Origin of the sequence: Westiellopsis prolifica IICB1 (assembly GCF_004323185.1) — a bacterium.
Lineage (GTDB): Bacteria > Cyanobacteriota > Cyanobacteriia > Cyanobacteriales > Nostocaceae > Pelatocladus > Pelatocladus prolificus_A.
In genome coordinates, this window is record NZ_NAPS01000002.1 from 2431684 (window position 1) to 2453772 (window position 22089).

The window sequence follows — 22089 nt, forward strand, 5'->3', positions numbered from 1 at the left end:
ATACAGATTAGGATTTTCCCTTTACCTTTTACCGATTTACTTAAGAAGGGTATGCTTACTCAATTGTTGCAAATTATTTAGTTAGCAATTTCCAGGTAAAGTTTATTTTCAAATGATGCAAGAAGAATGAAAGTACTGTTAGTCTGTTTATGTAAGAAAATACTAGTTTGAAGTTGCTTAGAGGTAGATTTTGTTCTTAATAAGTTTTAACAATTGCCGCAGCTAATTAACTGAAAAGAGATTGATGAATTATTAAGATTAACTAAAAAAATTATATTTATTGGTTTTCTAATTACTATGTTGAATTTCTTGAAGCGAATTGGTAGTCGGAATATGAAACATTACTCTGATGCATGGATTGAAGAATGGTGTAAAGATAACGGCTGGACAGATTTATTTATTGAGCGCTGTAACAGTTACTGGGCTTTTCCTCCTGGCGCAGTAATGCCAGAACCAATTCCGATGCAAGTTCTCAGAGTTATTAAAGCCGAAAAAGGATTAACCTGTGAAGAACGTTTTTGGTCGCTCACAGCAGTAATTGCAACTATGATTGCAGCTTTTGTGACCTATTGGTTGAGATGTCCGATACCATTGGTAGCAGCTTTCGCTTTTAATGCGGTGACGGTGGCTCAACTTGAGGTTGAGGATGCTTATTAAAGCAAGAGAAAAGTTAAGGCGTAAAGGGAAAAGAAAAGATTTATTTTTGATTTTATGGTTAGAAGAGGTGCTGCGATCGCAGCACCTTTTGTAGTTCTAAATTGCAGCAGAATAAGCTTCATCAAACTTGAGGGTCGTACCTGTGATAAACTTGGCATCCTCAGAAATTAGAAAAGCAACTGTTTTCGCAAATTCAGCATAGGTAGCAGGACGACCCAACATTAGGTCTGTCGGCAGATTCCAGCCTTCAAATTCTTCCATACTATCCCCAACAAAGTGGGGTGCTACGGAAATCATACGAATTTTATCAGCTTTGTAACGCTTGGCATAAAGTTTTGTAAATCCTTCCATTGCAGTGCGGAGTGTACCGCTAAAGGGTGTCCCCAAATCTGGTTCATGGGAGTCAGATGCGGAAATATTGACAATCACCCCACCCCCTTGTTTTTGCATAGGTTCTGTAACCAGCCTTGCTATGCGAACAACGCTCAAAAATAGCATTTCAAAATTTTCTAGCCACATTTCATCGGAAATTGATAGTAAATCTGGGCGGGGTGGATCTCCAAAACTATTGACCACTGCATCAATGCGACCAAAATTAGCCAACGTCGTATCTACCAAGTGCTGCAAATCTTGGGGATTTGCAATCGAACCTTGGGTTGCTATACCTCCCAACTCTTCAGCCAACTGGAAGACACTCTTGCTTCGAGCTATGAGTGAAACTTTGTAACCCTGTGCTGCTAATTCTCGCGCACAACCTCCTCCGATACCACGACTTGCAGCTGTAACAATCACAACTTTGTGCTGATGCATCGTTTCTGTTCTCCCAATGATTATTGCTGAAAAAGATTCATCGCCAAGCTGAGGTTTGTAGTAAGCACTTTCGTGCTTAAAAATAAGGACTTAAGTCCTTACTACAAACTTTCTGAGCTAACGTAGAGGTTTTGGCAGAATTAATTGTATTGGATTTGATTTTTGAATTGCTTCTACACCAGTTTTTGGCTGAGTTACTACTTGTGGTTTAGTAATAATTATATTTGGTTTAATAACTGACAATTGGCTTTGGGCTTTGTCTCGTGCTTGGATGGCTTGCTGATAGTCTGGTTTAATTTTTATTGCTTGATTGTAAGAAGCGATCGCTTCTTGATAACGTTGTAAATTGAACAAAGCATTTCCTCTAGAAAACCAAGTTTCGTAGTGTTGTGGATTGTAACGAGCGGCGCGATCATATGAGGCTATAGCTTCTTCATATTTCTGTAAAAGATATAGCGAATTGCCCCGGTTATACCAAAGTTGATCATCGTTTCGTTTTAATTTTGCTGCTTGTTCGTAAGCTGCTACAGCTTCGTTATATTTTTGCATTTGATGTAGCGACCAACCCTTATTATACCATGCTTGGAAATTATTAGGGTTTAATTCAATAAATCTATTCAATGATTCAACTGCTTCTGGATAGCGTTGTAAATTCATCAAAATATTACCTCTTGCTAACCAAGCTTGATAATAATTTGGATTAGTTTGCACGGCTTGCTCATAGGCTGTCAATGCATCTTGCTCACGTTGCAGATTCACAAGAGAATTGCCGCGATTATACCAAGCTTCTGTATAACTTGGTTTAATTTCAAGAGTTTTATCGTATGCTTTTATTGCTTCTTCGTAGCGTTTTAAATTTTGTAGAGTCTGGGCTTTATTATACCAAGCTTCATCATCATCTTTTTTCAAATTAATTGCTTGTTCATAAGCCGATATTGCTTCATCATATCGCTTTAAACTGTTTAAAGCTTCTCCTTTTGCATTCCAAACTAGGGGAGAGTTATTTTCTAACTGTAAGGCTTTATCAAAAGAAGCGATCGCTTCTTGATATCGACGCAAATTTTTTAATACAAAACCTCTACCTATCCAAGCTTCTAAATAATCTGGTTCAATTTGAATTGCTCTGTCATAAGCTGTGAGAGCTGCTTTGTATTCTCTTAACTTACTCAGTGTACTGGCTTGTCCATTCCAAGCTTCAGCATATTCTGGTCGGATTTTTACTGCTTTTTCATATACTGACAAAGCATCTTGATAGCGTTGTAATTCATAAAGTATATTAGCTTTTTTATATAATTCGGTGGCGTTGACAGAATTAATGCTGTTAAGAATATATATAGATGCTACTGTTCCCACTCCTAAAATTATCATTCCAGCTAATATTTTTTTGATAATCTTTTTTTGAGGTTTGTTATTTGTAATTGATGGTTGATTGTGATCAGGAATATTTAATGCTACTGTTTGCCAGTTGGGATTATGCAAATCTTTTAACGCTTGTAAAGCTAAAGTTGCTGATGAGTAGCGTTGACGAAAATCATAACGCACCATTTTATCTAAAAACTGAGCAAATTCCTGGCTGACTTCAGTACGATTTCGCCAAATAATTTCATTAGTTTCTGCATCTTTTTCCAGTTCTTCAGGAGATAAGCCAGTGAGTGCTTGAATCCCAAGAATACCAACAGCATAGATATCGCTACTATATTTTGGGTTACCTTGGGCTTGTTCTCCAGGAATATAGCCAGGAGTACCAATCGCGACGGTAAATTTAGTTTTGCTACTAGGATTAATTACCTGAGTCGTAATTTGTTTTACTGCTCCAAAATCGATTAAAAATAACTTGCCATCTGGTTCTCTTCTTAGTAAATTATGGGGGTTGACGTCACGATGGATAACTTTTTGTTGATGGACAAAATCTAAAACTTGTAAAATCTCTTGCAAAAGAGAAATAACTTGAGATTGACTGAGGAGCTTTCCTGGTATGATTTCTTGGCTAAGATTATGACCTTCAATAAATTCTTGCACCAGATAAAATTCTTCGTTTTCTTCAAAGTACGCCAAAAGTTGGGGTATCTGATTGTGTGTACCTAATTTATGCAAAACTTGGGCTTCTGTATCAAACAGACGTCTAGCAGTTTGCAGACTTGCTGGGTCTGTAACTTGGGGTTTAAGTTTCTTGACAACACATTTAGGATTACCAGGTAATTGAGTATCATAAGCGACGAAAGTTTCACCGAATCCTCCTCCTCCCAAATGACTGACAATTTGGTATCTTCCAACAAGTATGTTTCCCAGCATTTGGTTTACCCAGTTGAATACGCTACGACCTGATTTTGATCTTGCCACAATTTTCTGACTATGGTTAGTAGTTAGTCGTTGATGGCTAATCAATTACCCATTACCCATTACCCATTTTTCAATGATTCCTATTAGCGATAACCTTTTCATTAGTTCGCGTAAAAAACCGATAATGATTTATTGGTTAATTGGTATGAACCTTGCTTTGTTTTTATGGGAATTTAAGCTAGAAATTAGTGGACAGTTAGGTATTTTTGTGAGTAATTGGGGTTTAATTCCAGCACAAATGCATAGCGCGATCGCGAATTTATTTGCTGGTAATTCTGCTGCTGGAATATTTGTGTTGTCGCGTTCTGCTTGTTTGTTAACTGCAATGTTTATTCACGGTAGTTTTAGCCAAATTTTGGGTAATCTACTATTTTTATGGGTTTTTGGCAGAAATTTAGAAAATATTCTCGGTCATGGACGATTTTTGCTGTTTTATCTAATGTGTGGCGTTCTGACAGGAATAATCCAAATTCTTGCTAATCCCAATTTGACCGTACCATTGATAGGTGCAAATGGTGCGATCGCAGCTGTTTTGGGAGCATATATTTTCAAGTTTCCCAAAGTTAAAATTGATACTGTTATGCCTCTGTTAGTAATATTTATACCTATGCAAATACCAGCGATGTTCTATACAATTTGGTGGTTTGTCCAACAATTATTTTATGGTATTGGTAGTTTAAATATCCCTGGTGGTGTCAACCCGCTGAATAGTATTAATTATTGGGCGCAGATTGCAGGATTCATTATCGGTATAACTACAATGAAAAGATTACAATTAAAATGAGTTATGAAGAAACAACTACCAATCACCAACCATCAATAACTAAAATTTTAAATCATCCAAAGATTCTTCGATTTCTAAATCTAAAATTCTTTCTTGAACTTTTTTATGTTTTGCAAGATTGCCTTCTTTATAATATATAGCTGTAGCTTTCTGAAAATCTGCGATCGCTCCTTGTTTATCTCCTAAATCATAACGAGCATTACCGCGATTATAATAGGCATCAGCATCATTGATATTTATTTTAATCGCTTCTGTATAGTCTGCGATCGCTCCTTCGTAATCTTGGACATCATAACGAGCATTACCGCGATTATAATAAGCATCGGCATCATGAGCATTTATTTTGATTGCTTGGGTATAATCTGCTATTGCTCCTTCATAGTCTCCCAATTCTAAGCGAAAGTCTCCACGCTTTTTATAAGCAATAAAATCATCAGCATCAAGCTCACTTTCTTGGACAAAATCTTCAACTTGTTCCTGATAATCTCCAATTTTAATATTTTTTAAATTTATTTTACCTTCTGGCTGTGGATATAACTTGACTAATTGAGTATAATCTTCAATTGCTCCTTGTTTATCCCCTAGAAAATAACGCACATCAGCACGATTTTTGTATGCGATCGCATCATTGGGATTAATTCTAATTGCCTGAGTATAATCGGCAATTGCTCCTTCATAATCTCCTAAATTATAACGTGCTAAACCGCTTTTATTGTAAGCTTTAATGTATTTAGGATTAATTCTAATTGCCTGAGTATAATCAGCAATTGCTCCTTCGTAATCTCCTACTTCATAACGTGCTAAACCAAGTTTATAGTATATATCGGCATCATGAGAAGAAAATTGTAGTGCTTCATTATAATTGATGATAGCAGCATGATATTGTCCTTTTTCACTGCATTCATCGCCAAGTTTTATGTAAATTAAATTTAATTTTTCGCTTTGAGTATTTATATTTGTAACTGGATCTAAATCAGGTTTTGTGAATGAAGTGTATGGTTGTTGATAGATTAATTCGGATTTAATATTTTGTTTATTATTTGTAAATATTTTTTCATTTAGCTGATGATTTTTCGCATCTTGTAATTGTTCTAAATAACCGCGTAAACCACCACCATAAAGTAATTGCTGTATTCCAAAGGAAATTCTGCCAGTTTTCAACTTAATCATTTGAGTTGGCAGAAAACCAGCTAGGAAGAGATGATATTCTGATTGTGCCTCATTGACTTGCTCTTGAATTAAAATGCAAACAACAACTGCATTTTTCTCAACTTCTTCCGCACTGATTGACCATCTGACTTTATCAATGTTACCGTAACGAGATTTCACCTCAATACCAATAGATGGATTAGCCGTCATCGTAAAATCTGTTTTACCATCTCCGCCAATTCTCTTTTCGTAATCTACTTCTGTAATCAAATCAGCTAGGCGTTCTTTGACAACTTCCTCTCCTAACTTTCCTTTGAGGTAGCTGATAAAAACGTCACGTACTGGTGAAACGCGTTTATATTTTTCTGCCATTAGCCAGCAAAAATCTCTCAGGGTTTTTAACCTTTCTCCAGAGATTATCGTTGTTTCACTATATTGACCTTCTATTTGACAATGCAGCAGACAACCAGATGTTAACCTTTTGATGAAGTCTGATTGAAGCGATCGCAGTAGTGTTATCCAGTCCATTGATATTTCTGCGAATCTTTTGATCAGGTGATTCTATCTAAGATATCAAAACTGGACTGACTGTCAAAATAAAACCCCACTCCTACTATCTAAGTTAGGGGTGGGGTTATGTAATTATAGGGGATTCGACAATCTTTACTTTTGCAAATCCCAGAAAATTACTCTATTTTTAGCTGTTTTAGAATCTGTAACCGACTCCTAACATAAAGCCAACATCTGTGTCATCAACAAAAGAAGCATTCACAGAACCTGTGATCATAAATTGAGAAGACAAAGGATAATCTACACCACCGGTGAGTAGTAAACCAATATCAGTGTCATCACCAGTTCCTATAGCGACACCAGCACCTATATAAGGAGATATAACAGCATCACCACCACCAATATCAGTTGGTCGGAAAGCAAAGTCAAAAGTAATAGGAACTAAAAAGACAGTATCATCCCCAATCACTGCGCCTGGTCGGATTGAGAAATTGTTTGTAACACCAAATTTGCTTGTGACTGCAAAGTTTCCACTGCCAAGAGCGGTGTTACCACCTAAACCAATGTTACCACCAACAGCAATATAGTTTCTCTTAACTCTAACAGCAGTCTCTTCGCCTTCTGTTTGTTGCTCTTGTGCCAATTCAGGTGGAATCAAAACTTGGTTGATGACGTGTACAACACCATTAGTCGCTTTCACATCTGGTTGAATGACACTGGCATTATTGACGGCAATCTGATTGTTGGCAGTATCAACTTTTACATTTACAGATTCATCTTCCAAAGTTTTGACTTCACCAGATGTCAGCTTGTTTGCAGGCAAATCACCAGAAACTACGTGATATCTCAAAATTTTGATTAATGTTTCTCTATTTTCTGGTTGCTGCAACTGCTGTAAAACATCTGGAGGTAAAGCAGCAAATGCTTGGTCTGTCGGAGCAAAAACTGTATAGGGACCTGGTTGTCTCAAAGCGTCTGCTAAACCTGCTGTCTTCAACAAAGAAGTCAGAGTTGTAAAACTACCACTAGACTCCGCAATGGAAACAATATCACCTGTAGTTTGAGGATTACCACCCACAATATAGCTGACAGCTGCCACATTGCCAGGTAATGGTTGCACTTGTCCAAGTCTCACCAATGCTTGGTATAAAAGTGCAGCCGCCTCCGCACGGGTCAGACCTCCTTGAGGATTAAGCGTTCTAAGATCAGGATAGTTGACGACAAGATTAGCTTGTGTTGCTGCTGCCACCTGATTAGTAGCATAGGTCGGAATTTGCCCAGCATCTACATAATTAGTAGAAAGAATTTGTTCTACAGAGCCACTGGGAGTTAAATTCAGTCCATTAGCTACAGCAGTAATTGCATCTACTTTAGAAACTGTTTGATTTGGCTGAAACAAGTTATTGGGAAAACCTGCCAGAAATCCAGCTTCATAAGCAGCTCTAATTGCAGATGCTGCCCAAAAATCAGAAGGTACGTCTCTAAAACCCTCTGGTGGTAGCTGACGAACTGGATTTAGCGTAAAAGCTTTTTGGAACATAGCTGCAATTTCAGCCCGCGTTACAGGTTGATTTGGTCTGAAGGTTCCATCTGGAAAACCAGCAATTACATTTCTTGCAGCTAAACCTTGAATAAATGGTAACGCCCAATAATCTGCTGGTACATCAGCAAAGCTAGGAGTCGTCACAGCAGGTGCAGGTGTGGGTGCAGGTGCTGGAGTTGGCGCATTAACCTGAGCAGATACAGGAGCGGACATTATTATTGGACTTGTCACAGTAGCCATCATTCCTAAAGCTACTAATGCACTACTTGTGAACGACCAACTAGATAAACTACGCATGAACACTTCCTCCTCAACAACACATATCGATAGTTAACAAAACAGAGCTTTTACCTTGACTTAGACATGCAAAATACAATCCTTCTTGCTTTTATTTGTGATGATATCAGTTGATTTTGTAAAATCAAACAGAAGTTTTTATTTTGACTTCCGTTTAAGAAGTTTCATAGGTCTAATGTCAAACACATCCATAAAAAAACAATACTTTTTAATGTATAAATTCTTTCTAGTGGTGGTTGACAAATATTTAAGTTAAGTATTGTTAGTGAAAGAGCAATTTATTTCTCATTGTTTGTCAGCTACATTACAAGCTCATCAATTCATGATAATTAAACTAGAAAGTGATAAATCATTACACTTTCCAAAGTAGGCAATTGCTTCAGTCAATATTGACTCCTCCATTAATGATACCCGTTTTTGAGTGTCTGAGTAATATATCAAAAGCAAGGAATATATATCTACCGAAAGCAAGGGATCTTAGGTGCTAAATGTCTGTTATGCTGATAATATGAAGCAAACTGTTCGCTATTCCAGCAAAATAGTGGAATCATAATTACAGTGACTTGTGACTGGGAAAACAAACTTAATAATCAACTCAATCACTTAGCAGCTATACACAGCAATCCTAAATCATTAGTGAGAGGCATGATCCCTGACTTCGCATGAGTTGTCGGGTATCTCGGATTTTGTATCTTCTCACAACTCAATTAGAATCGCTACAGTTAGCCCTTATAACAGAGTTATTTTCATAAAATATGGGTGAAAAACAAAATCCCCGACTTCTCTAAAAAATCGGGGATTTATGTATTCAAGTTTCACAAGTCAAATATGATTGCTATATTTTAAAGCAACACATTGTAGTTATTAAAAACTGCTTTTCTTCAATTCATCTCTAATGTTTTCACTTCTGTTTGAGGTTATAGATTATGGATGGTTCGGTTTTTGGAATATTTACGGAAGAGTAATTAGCAATAACTAACAGAGGCAATGTCAAAGTTAGCAACCCGATCACAGTTCCGATGATGTCTGCCAAACGATGGGAAGATGCGTCGGTGGAATTGGCAGACTGGCTGTTTGAATTCATAAAAAGTTTGTTTGATCACTTTATTTTGCATTTAGACTCTGACAAAAGAGTCTAATTACTATTTTAGCTACTTTTTAACTGTAATTTTTTTAATCGTCAAGCATTGTATCTATCTTAATCAATCAACTTCTGAGTTTTTGTATCTAGCAACACTTGATACTAAATTTTTATGAGAAAAATTTTGCTAACCATGTAATTATTATTGCTTAACTTTTTATTAACCTATATAATCTCTGCATTGTTGACCAACTAAATTTTTAGCATTCAAGAATACAATTTAAATTTTATTTTAAGTTATTTATGTAATTTTATATACAATTTATTGAAAATATAAAACTCGAAAAAGCTTAAAATGCTTAGGTTGTGGGTTTTTCGTTTTTGTAAATTTCCTCAAAAATACACTAAATCAATAATGTTTATATATTTATTTTTACATTTGTGAGATTAGTAAGTAATAGTACTGAAAAAATAATTTTGAGAGCATCTAAATAGTTAAAGACTTTAAACCCTAAATATATATTGAGTATATACAAGTATTGTTTGATATTTTGTAGTTTTTATCAGTGATTATACTCAACAAAAAATAAATTCAGATAAAATATTAAATAAAAGTGCTTTTTGATATTTTGTCAATCTATAAATAGGTAGATAAAAATGATTTCATGCTCAAGCAATTAATATGGTCGGTGCTTTGCAGTCTAATTCTAAAGTAGAAATTAGCATAATTATTAAAAACTAGTATCTCAAATGAAAAAACCGCCACTAATCGAGTAGGGCGGTCTGGTTAAGCAATCGGAGGGTATTTTTAGCTTACTCTGGCGGTTTTGAAATTGCTGTAGCAGAATTTGCACTTGTTGTGGCTAGCTTCTAACATAAGCGCTGATTGGTTCTTTGATAAACTTGATATAGAGATGTTTGAAGGTAGATTTGATGACGCGAGGCATACCAAAATCAATAGGAATGAACTTGTCTGGTAATCGCCAATCATCTATTTTTAGTAACTCAGGATGCAAACAAGGATAATGGATAGCGTTTAGTTCTGGACAGACCCCCAAACGCATGGATGCAGCGACAGTAGGTACTGTTATCGCTGGGACATTAAGTATCTCTACCATAGCTCGATCTAAGGCAAATACATCTGGTGATGCACCTAAAATACCCAATAAACGAGGTTCGCCACCACTAGGACCATTGCCTTCATGACCAATAATACCGTCTAATATGGTCAGATTTGGGTTAATTGTTCTAGCAGTTTCTACTAACATTTCTCCGAATCTGTTAGCATCTTTTCCTGCTTCCATGTGCCACCAAGCTTTCATTTTGCCAGGAACGCAACCAAACAAATTTTTTACACCCAATGTCAGCACTAATTGAGCATGAGATTTGACTTTGGGTAGATTGATCACTACATCTGCTTCTATCGCTTCTTTAGAGAGTAGGAGATGGTTGAACTGTTCGCTAACAGTTTGATAACGAACACCTTGAAAATCAATAATTGGCAAATTGAGTTCTTCTAAAATCGGTTGATAACCATTGGCTAAAGCTACTCCCTTGGCGCTACCGAAAGCAGGACTATCGCCTAAAAATGGCTTACCACCAGCTTCAATCACCATCTGTGCTACTACATAAACTAGTTGCGATCGCGTGGTACACTCTTTGCCAGGACGTGCGCCCGTCAGCAAATTAGGTTTAAGTAAAACGCGATTTCCTGGTTTGACAAACGCCACCATTCCTCCAAATGGTTCTAGCAGCGTTTCTAAAGATTTTCTTAAAATATCTCGTTCGTAAGAATTAGCTCGAATGAAACTAACAGTTGATGTTTGAGTTTGCATATTAGAAAGGGGATTGGGGATCAGGGATCAGGGATCGGGAATCGGGGATCGGGAATCGGGAATCCGGGATCGGGGATCGGGAATAAGTAACAAACAACCATTACCAATTACCCATTACCAATTACTAGCCTAAGTAAGTCGGTGAGAATAAACATAACTGAGTTGCGAAAAGTAAACATGTCTCAAACCCTTACCAATGACACTTGACCAATGACAATTTCTATTCCAAGGGTACAATTTGGCTCATTTGTTCCAGATTTAAAACCTCGGCTAATTCTGCTTCACTCATCAGTCCTTTTTCCAGCACAATCTGTCGTAGGGATTTGCCGGTTTCCAAGGATTCTTTGGCCACGGATGCAGCATTTAAATAACCAATGTGGGTGTTTAAAGCTGTGACTAAAGCTAAACTTCCTTCTGCATATGCTAAACAACGTTCCTGGTTAGCGGTAATTCCTTGAATGCAGCGTTGGGTGAGTGCAGTAATGGTGTTACCGAGAATTTCTATACTATGAATCAAGTTATAGGCAATCAGTGGCATCATCACATTTAATTCTAATTGTCCTGCTTGGGCTGCAAGTGCGATCGCACTGTCGTAACCCATCACCTGAAAACACACCATTGATGTCATCTCTGCCATCACAGGGTTGTACTTACCTGGCATAATCGAAGAACCTGGCTGCACAGGTGGGAGTTGAATTTCTTTTAAACCAGTTTTTGGTCCAGAGTCCATCAATCGCAAATCATGAGAAATTTTCACTAAATCTTGCGCTATGTTACGTAAAGCACCAGAAACATTGACAAAAGGTGCCATACTCTGCATTGCTGCCATGAGGTGGGGTGCAGGTTGTAGTGGACTATTAATTAATTCTGCCAGAGTTGCTACCACACGAGCGCGATATTGGGGATGAGTATTCATACCTGTACCCGCTGCACTTCCACCCAAACCCAGTATCATTAAATCACCACTAGCAGCGTAAATCCGGTTTTGGTGTTCTGTAAGAATGTGCGCCCAAGCACGAAAATTTTCACCCAAGCGCACCGGAACAGCATCTTGCATATGAGTTCTGCCAGAACGAACGATATCTTGAAACTCTGTTGCTTTTGCTTCTAAGGTCGCGATCGCTGTTTCTAAAGCTGGATGTAGTGTTCTAGACAACGCCAATAAACCACCAATTCTAATTGCCGTGGGAATGACATCATTGGTAGACTGTCCATAGTTAACATGATCATTAGGACTAACACGCTTGTAGTTACCTTTCTCATCACCGAGAATTTCTAACGCCCGATTTGCTAGTACTTCATTGACATTCATATGATGAGATGTACCAGCACCCGCTTGATAAACATCTACCACAAACTGATCACGGAATTTACCAGCTAGAACTTCATTCGCAGCTTGGATTATTGCTTGACTGATTTCTTGGGGAATACAACCTAGTTCACCATTGACGATCGCAGTAGCTTTTTTAATTAAAATACAGGCATCTACGTAAGTAGCTAGTGGTTTAATGCCGCTAATGGGGAAGTTTTCTGTAGCGCGTAGTGTTTGAATACCGTAATAAAGGCTACTAGCAATTTGGCGATCGCCCATCGAATCCCGTTCTATTCTGTATTGAGAATCTATTTGTTGAGTCATAGTGATTTTGGATTTTAGATTTTAGATTGGGTATAGTTGCTTATTAAAATCAACAATCTAAAATTAAATATTATTTATTGGTATTACCGCAAACGAATTAATCTATCAAAATAAATCCAAAATCTCAAAATCAAAAATCTAAAATTTCATGACTTTACCTAACTGGATTACATTTTCCCGCTTATTGGGCTTACCATTCCTGCTTTATGGTTTATACAACCCCACACCAACAGCTAGGTGGGTGTGTTTGGCAATTTTCTTGGTTGCAGCTGGTACTGATTGGCTAGATGGGTACTTAGCGCGAAAACTTAACCAAATAAGTGATTTAGGTAAATTTCTTGATCCGTTAGTAGATAAATTACTGGTACTTGCTCCTTTACTAGTCTTGATTGAACTACAACAAATTCCTGCTTGGGGAGTATTTTTGATACTAGCACGGGAGTTAGCGATCGCTGGTTGGCGTGTAAATCAAACTACAATTACCGGAGCGAATATTTGGGGTAAACTCAAAACTGTTAGCCAAATCATTGCGATCGCTCTTTTGATTGCACCATTACCAGAAGTTTGGAGAATTGCCTCTCTCATTGCTTTTTGGGTTTCTGTCACCCTCACCATAATTTCTGGAGTGATTTATCTTTTACCGCAAACAAATAATAATTAATACGGTTTCTTGTTTTATTCCAATTCACATATCAATGCAACCGAATTACCTTTGGACGGGTATCTTCATCAGGGAAATGACATCGAACCGCATCACGAACCATTTCTTTTAAAGTCGTCATGTCTGAGGTCTGGGTGAAAATAGCTTCACCCAATGCTGTTGCTACATAACCACTTTCAGGGTCTTCTTCAATCAGAAATACAATTTCTGACGTTGTATTTTTCACGAATTCTTCTGTCAGTAGCTAGTTACAACAATAATTTTACAGTAATTAAAACAAAAAGCCTACAACAGCGACCCTCCACAATCTCCCACCTTATCTAAAACCCTACGTTTCATCTAATTCTTGAAAATAAGCTTGCAAAGAAGTTGGGGAGTTTAACCCCATGCGATCGCATTTGATTTGAGTGCCGATTTTGGTCGAAAGTAGAACTAGTGTCTTGCTGTCTTGGTGGTCAAAAATCGAGGGTTATTGAACCACAAAGACACAAAGACACTAAGCTTTTACAATCGGGCTAAATAGATACTAGTATTTCTTCATCCACAGAAAAATAAATTTCTGCTTGATTTCGCCCTGATACTAAATAATCATTCTCAAAGGAATCTTTTAACCCAGAAATTAAATCATACTCAGGTTGCCAATCTAATTGAGTCATGGCTTTATTGACTGAAGCAAAAAAGTGTTGTGTTCGCAAGGGAAATGCTTTACGCTTACCAAAGTCAAATTTTTTTGGGTCGTAATGAACGATTTTAATATCATCTGGTGATTTTCCCGCCGCCACAGCACAAGCACGGGCTAAACCATCAAATGTGACAAAGCGATCGCCTGAAATATTGTAAATTTGTCTAATTGCTTGGGAATTACCTAAAACTTTGGTCATTGCTGTTGCTAAGTCTTTGACATGGCCTAGCTGGGTCATATGTAAACCATTACCGGGGATCGGAATTGGGCGATCGCGCACAATTCTATCAAAAAACCAAGCTTCTAAATCGTTATAGTTCTGTGGTCCATAAATATATGTGGGACGAATAGAAGTAAAGGGAATTCCTTGTTGTGTTAAGTAAGCTTCGGTTTCATGCTTACCTTTGTGGCGACTTTTCGGATCGACTGTATCACCTTCAATGTGAGGCATTTGGTCGGATTTGAGGTATACTCCAGCAGAACTCATGTAGACAAAATTTTGTACACGGCCTTGAAAAATTTCTGCAAGTGGTTCAGTATCAGTAAGTTCCCGCCCGTTATTGTCAAAAATGACATCAAAATTCTCTTGAGAAAGTTTTTCTTTTAATAGGGTGGTGTCAGTGCGATCGCCTGTTATTTGTCCTACACCCTTAATTGGTACTGGACGATTACCGCGATTAAAAAGTACTATTTCATGTCCTTGTTGTACTAACAGTTGTGTGAGGTAAACACCAATGAATCGAGTACCACCCATGATTAGAATTCGCATAAATCCCCAATTTTTATGTTAGTTACCTTTTAAAGAGATTGCGGAATAGGGATAGAGGAAGGGGGACAAGGAAGACAAGGAGGACACGGGGAGGTGGGAGAATATTTTTGATAGATTCTCTGTTGTCTTTTGCTCTCCCTTCCGCGTCTCTTCTCAACCCCTAATCCCCAATCCCCGATCCCTGCTCCCCGATCCCCGATCCCCGATCCCCAATCCCCAATTTGAGGTTATCAGCTTGTGGAACCTATTTGGAGAAGATAACGTCTTTTAGTTGATATGGGGCATTTCCCATTTTCAATGACAACGGGAAACTTTTCAGTTAACCTCACATTCACATGTACTTTTCTTTACCTATTAATTAAAGTTAGCTGTGCCCTTGAAATATGCTTTGGTGCATGAGTGGCTGACACCTAAAGCCACTGGTGGTTCAGAACTAGTTGTGCGGGAAATTCTGAACTCTATTGATGCGGACTTGTATGCCCTCATCGATTTTGAATCTCGCAATCCAGACAGCTATTTATATAAACGTCAGATTGGCACGACGTTTCTCCAAGACTTCCCCTTTGCCTATACAGGTGTACAAAAATACCTGCCCTTTTTACCGTTAGCAATTGAACAACTCGATTTGCGCGGGTATGATATCATTCTTTCTTCATCTCATGCTGTTGCTAAAGGAGTTCTCACTTCCCCTGAACAGTTACATATTTGTTATTGCCATAGTCCCATGCGCTACGCTTGGGACTTAACTTTTGATTATTTGCACCAAAGTAAGCTAGGTAAAGGTGTACCTGGTTGGATAACACGATATTTATTACATAATTTACGTATATGGGATGTATTGAGTGCTAATCGTGTTGATTATTTTGTTGCTAATTCCCAACATACAGCTCGTCGAATTTGGCGTTGCTACCGACGGGAAGCAACTGTAATTTATCCGCCTGTTAATATCGAAAATTTTGCTTTTTCACCTGACAAAGAAGACTTCTATCTAACTGTTTCCCGATTAGTTAGTTACAAACAAGTATCTCTAATTGTCAGAGCTTTCAACCAAATGCAAAAAAAATTAATAGTAATTGGTACAGGCCCGGAAATGAAAAAAATTCGTCAAATAGCAAACTCAAATATACAAATTCTCGGTTGGCAGCCTGATGAGGTTGTCAAAAAATATATGGCTTATGCTAAAGGTTTTGTATATGCAGCTTGTGAAGATTTTGGCATTGCCTTAGTAGAAGCACAAGCTTGTGGAACGCCAGTAATTGCCTACGATGCTGGTGGTGCGAAAGAAACGGTACGGGATATCCGCACTTGGGGAGATCAGGGAACGGGTATATTGTTTGAGGAACAAAAAGAAGCCTCTATCATTAGAGCGACACAAACTTTAGAAGCCTCTTACAGTAAACTCAATCCAGAATATGTCAGATTACACGCAGAACAGTTTAAAACTCAAAATTTTGTCCAGCGTTATCTAGAATTTTTACAGAGGTGTATCGAAAAAAATTTATCCAAGTAGATGTGAGATATTGTTTTTGCAGAAGCTTTTGGAAAATTGCTCCCAGAAGCACCTGCGTTTAGCTTTAAGATTGGGACTATGTGTGGTGTGGATTATTAAGGAGTATGATGACTGCCCAGAGCTCACTCCTCTCCGGCAAGCGCTCGCGTAGCGCATCCGGGACGGGGCGTTCTTTTACAGACAGCCCCTCTTTGCCTGAAAGACGATCGCCATCTGGCGAAGCCAGGTTAACGTGGATCGGGCGATCGCGTACGTTCATAAAACGCGGTCAACCAGTAAAGACGCCTAGAGTTAAACCTAGAGGTCTGTCCTTTCAGGCTCTCAACGGAGAGTTTGGTAAACGACTATTTGATATTGTCTTTTCGCTTTCTGTACTAATTTTGTTTTCTCCCGTTTATTTAATTTTGGCCTTGCTAATTGCTTTGAGCTCAGAAGGCCCAATTTTTTATGTCCAAGAACGGGTTGGTAAAAACTACAAGCCTTTCAATTGTATTAAATTCCGCACCATGGTAACGAACGCTGACGAAATTCTCATGCAAATGATGGATACATCGCCAGAACTGCGGCAAGAATTTGAAAGCACTTTCAAACTCAAACACGATCCTCGAATTACAATGATCGGTAAATTTTTACGAATTACCAGTTTGGACGAATTTCCTCAATTTTGGAATGTTCTCAAAGGAGACATGAGCGTTGTTGGTCCACGACCCTTAGTAGCGGAAGAATTACCAAAATACGGTTATTACATTGACCAAATCTTAACTATCCGACCTGGCATAACTGGATTATGGCAAGTCTCTGGTCGCAATGACATTCCCTATCCTCGGCGAGTCCAAATAGACCTGCATTATGTGAAATTCCGGAATTTTTGGCTAGATCTATGGATTGTTTTGAAAACGATTCGTGTGGTAATCATACCAAAAGATAACGGAGCTTACTGAAAAAGTACCACACCTTGATTTCGTGGGACATTAACAAAAGCGGCGGGGATGCTACAACCACTTTCCAGGTGTAAAGGAAATTCGCCCCGTCGTGTAAATTGGTAATCGGTAATGGCAAAACTAATTACCAAATTCCTCGCCCATTAAGGGACGAGGAATTTTAATCAGTATTTTGCTTATAATTTCAGCTTTATTATTTCTTCACAATTAAAAAAAAATATAAACTTTCAGTAAAAAATTGCAGAAAATATAGACGGCTTCGACAAATTTATTTGTTTGAATTAGGAAAGATCCTGAAAATAATCTAAAATCGGCATATTTACTGAGGTGAAATAACATAGAAGCAAGGGAACTCGTGGGTTTCCCATTGAGCAATTGAGCAATTTACTGCTAAGTTGTACCAGGTAGCTTGTATAAATAATCATCAGAAACGACAAGGGATAATTGAGCATGACGCAACAAAAGCGAGCGTTGATCACTGGTATTACCGGTCAAGATGGTTCCTACTTAAGTGAATTTTTACTAGAACAAGGTTATGAGGTTCATGGGATTATTCGTCGGACTTCCACCTTTAACACAGACCGCATCGACCATATTTACGAAGACCCTCACAAAGAAGGAGTGCGGCTGTTTCTTCACTATGGGGATCTGACAGATGGTACTACACTGCGCCGCATCTTAGAAGAAGTCCAACCAACAGAGATTTACAATTTGGGCGCTCAATCCCATGTAAGGGTCAGCTTTGATGCACCAGAATACACAGTTGATGCAGTGGGAATGGGAACACTGCGTCTGTTGGAAGCAATTCGCGACTATCAACACCGTACAGGTATTCAGGTACGCTTCTACCAAGCTGGTTCTTCAGAAATGTTTGGTTTGGTACAAGAAGTACCGCAAAAGGAAACTACACCTTTTTATCCCCGCAGTCCCTATGCCTGTGCTAAGGTTTATGCCCACTGGCAAACTGTAAACTACCGGGAATCTTACGGCTTGTTTGCGTGTAATGGCATATTGTTTAACCACGAATCACCGAGACGGGGTGAAACCTTTGTCACACGTAAAATAACAATGGCTGTAGCCCGGATTTTTGCTGGTAGACAGAAAAAACTATATATGGGTAATCTGGATGCCAAGCGGGATTGGGGTTATGCCAAAGATTACGTCAAAGCAATGTGGATGATGTTGCAGCAAGACGAACCTGACGACTATGTAATTGCTACTGGTGAAACTCATACAGTACACGAATTTCTAGAACTGGCGTTTGGTTATGTAAATCTCAAGTGGCAAGATTATGTGGAATTTGATCCACGCTATCTGCGCCCAGCAGAAGTAGACTTGTTGATTGGTGATCCAACAAAAGCCCAGGAAAAATTGGGCTGGAAACCTTCGGTAACATTTGAGGAACTAGTTTCTTTAATGGTGGAAGCAGACTTACAAGCTCTAGGTTTGACTTCTCCCAATGGACAATTAGCAAACGCAATTATGGATAATGCCATGATTCGCCAGGAAGTAGGGGTGCTACATCTGTGAACAAAATCCACGAGAACAAAAGATGAACACCTTGGAACTCAAAGATAAACGCATTCTTGTGACTGGTGGGACTGGCTTCCTGGGACGTCAGGTAGTCAACCAGTTATGTCAAGCTGGAGCTAATCCAGAAAAAATTTCCTTGCCGCGATCGCGTGATTGTGATTTACGCTTAATGGAAAATTGCCAGCGTGCGGTTGATCAACAAGATATTGTCATTCACTTAGCAGCTCATGTTGGCGGTATTGGTCTGAATCGGGAAAAACCTGCCGAATTATTTTACGACAACTTGATGATGGGAACCCAGCTAATTCATGCTGCCTATCAAGTTGGCATAGAAAAATTCGTTTGTGTGGGTACTATTTGTGCATATCCCAAATTTACCCCAGTGCCATTCAAAGAAGATGACCTCTGGAATGGTTATCCAGAAGAAACTAACGCCCCCTACGGAATAGCGAAAAAAGCGCTTTTAGTCCAGTTGCAATCCTATCGTCAACAATATGGCTTTAACGGCATTTATCTTTTGCCGGTGAATTTATACGGGCCAGAAGATAATTTTGATCCCAGAAGTTCCCACGTGATCCCAGCATTAATTCGTAAAGTTCACGAAGCCCAAATTAAGGGAGAAAAGCAAATCCCCGTTTGGGGTGATGGTAGTCCTACCCGCGAGTTTCTCTATTCAGAAGATGCAGCGCGGGGTATTGTCATGGGGACACAATTTTATAACGACTCAGAACCCGTGAATTTGGGAACTGGTTATGAAATCTCCATCCGTGACTTGATTAACTTAATTTGTGAATTGATGGAGTATGACGGCGAAATTGTTTGGGAAACCGACAAACCCAACGGTCAACCCCGCCGTTGCTTAGATACCGAGAGAGCAAAACAAGCCTTTGGTTTTACTGCCCAGGTAGACTTTAAGCAAGGGTTGAAAAATACGATTGAATGGTGGCGTCAAAACGCTGCTTAAGCTTAAAAATTAAGGTGGGCAAAATTTGCCCACCTTAACTTGGAAATAGGAAACAAAAAACGGAAACCGGGGATCAGGGTAAAAAAAATAGAATTTTTATCAATGCTGCTGGTATACGCAGCTTATTTTTATTATTAAGAAATTTTAAGTTTATCTTTCTTGACATCAAATGGGGATAAGAAATTGGCTTCAAATCATATTTGGCAGTTATAGGACTTACGCAAAAACTCTCCCAAACTCTTATTCCTACCTTTCAGGAAGCCACTGCGTGTCTACGTGTCCTACCCTACGGGAAGCCGCTTGCGCGTCTAATGCGTCCTACTCTACCTTGAAGCCGCTGACGCGTCTACGCGGTACCCAAAGGGAAGCCGCTGACGCGTCTACGTTTTTTCATGATTTTGCGTAAGTCCTAAGTTAATGTCAAGTAAATTAATTACTTATTAAAAAATCCTCTGCGTCACCGTGTCTCAATATCTCCGCGTCGTTTTGCTCGTCAATTTTCAAGCGGACATGATATAAATTAAAAAATTTGCATATTGCCCAGAACTGAAATCCAAGAAAATTTTCGGGGATTAAAACTGAATTTTACATTGGCGATCGCAATCTAAAGTAGTATCAAAATTAAGATTTATTAATACTCTTCTCAACAGTTTTAGCTTAACAAATATGTTATCTACCGTTGAACGTTTATTATTAGTTCGTAGAGTACCCATTTTTAAAGAACTACGGGATGATTTTATCGTTCGCTTGGCTTCTGTCATGGATGAATTATCATTTCCAGGGAATTATACTATTTTTAATGAAGGAGACGAAGGGCGATCGCTTTATATTGTCGTTTCCGGTAAAGTTAAAGTTCATATTGCTAAACAACAACTAGCTATCTTTTCCAAAGGCGAATCCTTTGGTGAAATGGCTGTCTTTGATGCTCAACCGCGTTCCGCTTCCGCCACAACTTTAGAAGCTTGTGAATGCTTGGAATTGACACAAGAACAACTTTATGAAGCAATTGATGAAATTCCTGATATCGCCGTAAACATTATTGGTATTCTTTCCCGCAGAATTCGAGAACTGAACGATAAAATTAATGCGATATGAGCGCTTTTTTAAGTAAGACTAGAATGAGAAAGTAAAAAATAAGGTGCCTACACAAATTATGCAATACTCTCCTGATGTGGAAAGTAGGGCGAAGAATAAAACTTTCTCCAAAGAAAAAAACTTACTGAAAATAGCCCAAGAACACCATCTTTTGGCTAAAGTCGCTTTAGCAAAAAGAAATTGGCATAATGCTAAAGAGGAAGCTCAAAAAGTACTGGAAATTTTATCTAGTCACGAAAATAGAAAAAATTGCCTGCACAGTTCTACCTCTATTCCTGCTCATTTGAGCGAGTGCTTATTCCTGAAAAGTTCTTGTCTATTTATTCTCGCGCAAGCCCAAGAACAATTAAACGAAGTGATCGCAGCTATCAGTAATTTAGAAGCTGCTAAACAAATTGGTATTACTGAAAATATTCCCTATATTTACATTAGTATTTTAAATAGCTTGCAGAGACTATATAAACAGGAAAAACAATATCTAGAAGCCTTTTGCACCAAGTTGGAACAAAGATCTATTGAACAAAAGTATGGCTTGCGGATATTTATTGGTGCAGGTAGCTTGGAAGCTATACAGCAAGCAAAGTTAATCCCCAGTGTAGAAAAGCAACTGTTCACATCTCAACAAGAAAATATCGCACCAGAAATAACTGCTTCTGGTCGCCAAAAGGATGTAGAACATTTACTTGAACGTATTGGTTGTGAAAATAACAAATTAATAATTATTTATGGAAAATCAGGTGTTGGCAAAACTTCGCTGTTAAATGCAGGATTGATCCCAGCATTGAAAAACAAAGCGATCGCCACTCAAGACAACTTGGTTGTGCAAATACGAGTTTACCGCAATTGGATAGAAGAGTTGGTACACCAGATTGAAGAAGGAGTGCGGAAATTAGCAACAACACAAGACGCACAGACGCAGAATAGAGAAAATGGAAAAAATCAAAATTTGAATTCTGAACTGGGAGTTTTCCCCTCAGAACTTGAAACTTCGACCTCAGAACTCGAAACTTCGACTTTAGAATTTGAAACTTCAACTTCAGAACTCGAAACTTCGACTTTAGAATTTGAAATTTCCACATCAGAACTCGAAACTTCGACTTTAGAACTCGAAAGTTCCACTTCAGAAATTGAAACTTTAGCCTCAGAACTCGCAAGTTTGACTTCCGAAATCGAAATTTTGACTTCTGAGTTTGAAAGTTCAACTTCAGAACTCGAAACTTCAACTTCAGAACTCGACAGTTCCACCTTAGAAATTAAAACTTTAGCCTTAGAACTCGCAAGTTTGACTTCCG

Annotated in this window: 18 protein-coding genes; 9 read left to right on the forward strand and 9 right to left on the reverse strand. The window is 38.4% G+C overall.

All coding sequences use genetic code 11. From position 1 onward, the window contains the following. The first annotated feature begins 333 nt into the window (after positions 1 to 333). Entirely contained in the window at positions 334 to 657 is a 324-nt protein-coding gene (locus B4U84_RS24795; protein ID WP_016859488.1) for a slr1957 family protein, read from the forward strand. Positions 658 to 753: 96 nt separating this feature from the next. On the opposite strand, the gene B4U84_RS24800 is transcribed toward B4U84_RS24795, so the two are convergent. Both B4U84_RS24800 and B4U84_RS24805 read right to left on the reverse strand, forming a co-directional pair. Next, positions 754 to 1467 carry an SDR family oxidoreductase gene (locus B4U84_RS24800; protein WP_131120871.1) on the reverse strand — a complete coding sequence of 238 codons (714 nt, stop codon included), beginning with the start codon at positions 1465 to 1467 and terminating at the stop codon, positions 754 to 756. A gap of 117 nt (positions 1468 to 1584) precedes the next feature. Beyond that, positions 1585 to 3759: a serine/threonine-protein kinase gene (locus B4U84_RS24805; RefSeq protein ID WP_131120872.1), complete on the reverse strand. Its 2175-nt coding sequence runs from the start codon at positions 3757 to 3759 to the stop codon at positions 1585 to 1587. Between the two features lie 121 nt (positions 3760 to 3880). Between B4U84_RS24805 and B4U84_RS24810 the strand changes: the two genes are divergently transcribed. Beyond that, positions 3881 to 4591 carry a rhomboid family intramembrane serine protease gene (locus B4U84_RS24810; protein ID WP_131120873.1) on the forward strand — a complete coding sequence of 237 codons (711 nt, stop codon included), beginning with the start codon at positions 3881 to 3883 and terminating at the stop codon, positions 4589 to 4591. 39 nt (positions 4592 to 4630) lie between these two features. Here the strand turns inward: B4U84_RS24810 and B4U84_RS24815 are convergent, their stop codons facing one another. The 5 genes from B4U84_RS24815 to B4U84_RS24835 all read right to left on the reverse strand — a co-directional run bounded on the left by B4U84_RS24815 (position 4631) and on the right by B4U84_RS24835 (position 12642). Next, on the reverse strand, positions 4631 to 6268 hold the full coding sequence (locus B4U84_RS24815; protein WP_131120874.1) for a tetratricopeptide repeat protein: 1638 nt from the start codon (positions 6266 to 6268) through the stop codon (positions 4631 to 4633). A gap of 178 nt (positions 6269 to 6446) precedes the next feature. Then, on the reverse strand, positions 6447 to 8090 hold the full coding sequence (locus B4U84_RS24820; RefSeq protein ID WP_131120875.1) for a fasciclin domain-containing protein: 1644 nt from the start codon (positions 8088 to 8090) through the stop codon (positions 6447 to 6449). Positions 8091 to 8991: 901 nt separating this feature from the next. After that, positions 8992 to 9174 (reverse strand): TLTLP motif-containing protein, encoded by a 183-nt coding sequence (locus B4U84_RS24825; RefSeq protein WP_071524795.1) that lies wholly within the window; start codon positions 9172 to 9174, stop codon positions 8992 to 8994. An 860-nt stretch (positions 9175 to 10034) separates the two neighbouring features. Beyond that, positions 10035 to 11006, reverse strand: a complete 972-nt coding sequence (locus B4U84_RS24830) for an Npun_F2552 family protein (protein ID WP_017312113.1) — start codon at positions 11004 to 11006, stop codon at positions 10035 to 10037. A 220-nt stretch (positions 11007 to 11226) separates the two neighbouring features. Continuing rightward, the gene (locus B4U84_RS24835; RefSeq protein ID WP_131120876.1) at positions 11227 to 12642 is read right to left on the reverse strand and encodes an aspartate ammonia-lyase; all 1416 of its coding nucleotides are present in this window, start codon (positions 12640 to 12642) and stop codon (positions 11227 to 11229) included. A 148-nt stretch (positions 12643 to 12790) separates the two neighbouring features. On the opposite strand from B4U84_RS24835, the gene pgsA reads away from it, so the two are divergent. Further along, the gene (pgsA, locus tag B4U84_RS24840; RefSeq protein WP_131120877.1) at positions 12791 to 13303 is read left to right on the forward strand and encodes a CDP-diacylglycerol--glycerol-3-phosphate 3-phosphatidyltransferase; all 513 of its coding nucleotides are present in this window, start codon (positions 12791 to 12793) and stop codon (positions 13301 to 13303) included. 31 nt (positions 13304 to 13334) lie between these two features. Here pgsA and B4U84_RS24845 read toward each other — a convergent pair whose 3' ends face one another. Beyond that, entirely contained in the window at positions 13335 to 13529 is a 195-nt protein-coding gene (locus B4U84_RS24845; RefSeq protein ID WP_131120878.1) for a 2-oxoisovalerate dehydrogenase E1 subunit beta, read from the reverse strand. 289 nt (positions 13530 to 13818) lie between these two features. Continuing rightward, entirely contained in the window at positions 13819 to 14754 is a 936-nt protein-coding gene (locus B4U84_RS24850) for an NAD-dependent epimerase/dehydratase family protein (RefSeq protein WP_131120879.1), read from the reverse strand. A gap of 370 nt (positions 14755 to 15124) precedes the next feature. Here B4U84_RS24850 and B4U84_RS24860 point away from each other — a divergent pair, with 370 nt between their 5' ends. From B4U84_RS24860 to B4U84_RS24885, 6 genes are all read left to right on the forward strand, one after another. Next, positions 15125 to 16264: a glycosyltransferase gene (locus B4U84_RS24860; RefSeq protein ID WP_131120880.1), complete on the forward strand. Its 1140-nt coding sequence runs from the start codon at positions 15125 to 15127 to the stop codon at positions 16262 to 16264. Positions 16265 to 16371: 107 nt separating this feature from the next. After that, a complete protein-coding gene (locus B4U84_RS24865; RefSeq protein WP_017312107.1) occupies positions 16372 to 17205 on the forward strand; it encodes an undecaprenyl-phosphate galactose phosphotransferase family protein in 834 nt (277 codons plus the stop codon). Between the two features lie 450 nt (positions 17206 to 17655). Next, complete coding sequence (gene gmd, locus B4U84_RS24870; protein ID WP_131120881.1) at positions 17656 to 18735, forward strand: GDP-mannose 4,6-dehydratase; 1080 nt, start codon at positions 17656 to 17658, stop codon at positions 18733 to 18735. A 22-nt stretch (positions 18736 to 18757) separates the two neighbouring features. Further along, positions 18758 to 19702 (forward strand): GDP-L-fucose synthase family protein, encoded by a 945-nt coding sequence (locus B4U84_RS24875; RefSeq protein WP_131120882.1) that lies wholly within the window; start codon positions 18758 to 18760, stop codon positions 19700 to 19702. Between the two features lie 666 nt (positions 19703 to 20368). Then, a complete protein-coding gene (locus tag B4U84_RS24880) occupies positions 20369 to 20797 on the forward strand; it encodes a Crp/Fnr family transcriptional regulator (protein WP_017312104.1) in 429 nt (142 codons plus the stop codon). 43 nt (positions 20798 to 20840) lie between these two features. Further along, the coding region (locus tag B4U84_RS24885) for an nSTAND1 domain-containing NTPase (protein WP_510650810.1) at positions 20841 to 22089 on the forward strand (1249 nt) is incomplete at its 3' end.